Annotated in this window: 2 protein-coding genes; both read right to left on the bottom strand. The window is 59.2% G+C overall.

What is annotated here, in order from left to right; translation table 11 throughout:
- Positions 1 to 234 precede the first annotated feature (234 nt).
- A complete protein-coding gene (locus ACRESJ_RS02615) occupies positions 235 to 1,545 on the bottom strand; it encodes an IS4 family transposase (RefSeq protein ID WP_431756504.1) in 1,311 nt (436 codons plus the stop codon).
- Positions 1,546 to 1,872: 327 nt separating this feature from the next.
- Positions 1,873 to 2,104, bottom strand: a 232-nt coding sequence (locus ACRESJ_RS02610; RefSeq protein WP_431756503.1) for a helix-turn-helix domain-containing protein, incomplete at its 5' end; no start/stop codon positions are given.

Here is a 2,104-nt window from a genome sequence, read left to right as displayed (position 1 = left end):
TGGGTGAGCTATCACCATGATCTGATGCGACATGCAGGAATCGTGGCGGCCATGACCGACACGATGGCATGTCGAGGCCCAATGCCACTAAGTTAGGCGATCCGGCGTAGTTCGACGGTTGGTGGTCCATCGTGTTTGGTGCCGGTATCCGTAGCGCGTTTGACTCGGTAGGAGTTATGGCGGGCTCGTTTGACCACGCGCGGGTAGGTGCGGTGTCGGCGGTGGTTTAGTTTTTCAAGGATCTCCGCGATGGTGGCTTTGATCGCTTTCTTCAGTCTTCGAGGGGGAAAAATCCGCCTGGTCGGTGACCTGGCGGCGGATGACGCGAAGTGAGCGCGTGAAAGAGAGGCGGTCGGGATCGAGACCGGCTTCGTCCGCGGCGTGGCACATGAGTTTTCGGATTGCGTAGTGGGTGAGCAGCAGCGCCCAGATCTCTTGGCGTACCATCTCCGGGGACTTGGACCTCAACACACGTCCCGACCTACGAAGGTAGGTTTTCTTTTCACGGAATCCGGTTTCACTTTCCCAGCGTTCGTGGTATGCAGTGGCAAGCTCGGTGGCAGTCACGTCGGAGGGATCGAGGATCGAGGTGATCAGACAGATCAGCTCTCCTGTACTGTTTCCTTCTCGATCAGGGATCTCGTACTCGATGACGCGAACCGGTATCGCCGCGCTCGCGGGGACTGTCTGGCCATGGCGAACCTGATCAATGAGTTTCGCACGCCGCGCTCCGGTGATTTTTGGGTTGATCACGAGAGAGCGGTAAGACCCATCGGGCAGGGATTGGATCACTGGGAGCGTCACTGTGGCCGAGACCCTCCACAACAGGTCGGCTCCGGTGCTGAGGGCTTGGGTCCAGAGTTCGAAGCTGTAGAGGTTGCGGTCGGCGATGACCAGCATGTCTGGCTCGAGAGCACCCAGTATGCCAGTCAGGAGGGCACGTTCATCGGTCTTGCACGGGCCAAATGATGCGGCAATATCGGCATGGGAGCCGCATTCGGCGAGAGTCACCACACGGGCTTGGGGAAACGCGCTCGCTTTCGGTCCTTCGTCCAGACGGCCGAATTCTTTGACGTTGTCCGGAGTGTCGGCGATGTCGAGCATGAACCCATCGACCGCCATCAATCGCCGTGATCCCAACCAGGCTCCTTTTGTCCCTCTTCCGGCGACCGGAACAGCGGTTCTCTGGAACAGCACTCGCAACGGATCCACTTTCAGTCGTTGCCGGGCTTGGGTGATAGCCGACGTCGAGGGAACGGTCCATTCATCACGCCACGACCCCATGTCCTTCAACGACCCGACGAGCTGGCGCATCACTTCCTCGTAATCGTCATCGTAGAACAGGCACATCGCGAGACAGAAACGCACCATGACGTGGGCGGGAAGACGTCGGGACCGCTGCTCGCGTCGGCCTGTCTCGTCCAGCACCTCCTCGATCAGATCCCGCGGAAGAATGTCCGCCAATACCCCGAGTGAGATTGAATCGGTCAACCGCGAAGAACCACCCGCCGACCCCAGCTCCAACACATTCACCATACCGAGAATCCTAAAGCAATCACCACCCACATGACCGCTGATTCAACGCGCGTGTCATCTCGCCGCAGAGCCACCGAAACGCCTCGGGCCACCGAATCACCTTACTCGGAACCGCGAAGCACGTGCGGAGCGGTTCGAGGGCAGCATCAGCCTGTTTCCCCAGGTCGAGTCCTTAACTTAGTGGCATTGCCCTTAGGGGCCGCGCTGACAATAGCAAAGGTCCGACCGAGCACGAAAGCGACTTTCATATCGCGACAAACAGCTAATATAGAGGATGTGCAAGCAGTCGGTCTCTATATGGTCCTATTTAAAGTAGAATCGTGCTGCCGCCACAATCTACATCGCCGCCGAGCCTTGGGATTCGATGATCTTGACGGCGATGTGGGCGACCAGGCGGTCGTCGGGATCATCGAGGTCCAGGCCGGTGATCGCCTCGATGCGGGCAGCGCGGTAGGCGACAGTGTTGGTGTGCAGGTGCAGCATCCGGGCGGATCGCTTGTGACTGCCGTGGTGGTGCAGGTACACCGACAGGGTGTGCACCAGATCCGTGCGGTGCTCCTCGTCATAG

The sequence above is a fragment of the Pseudomonas sp. genome, assembly GCF_050739655.1.
Lineage (GTDB): Bacteria > Pseudomonadota > Gammaproteobacteria > Pseudomonadales > Pseudomonadaceae > Aquipseudomonas.
This window is presented reverse-complemented; position numbering and strand designations above follow the sequence as displayed.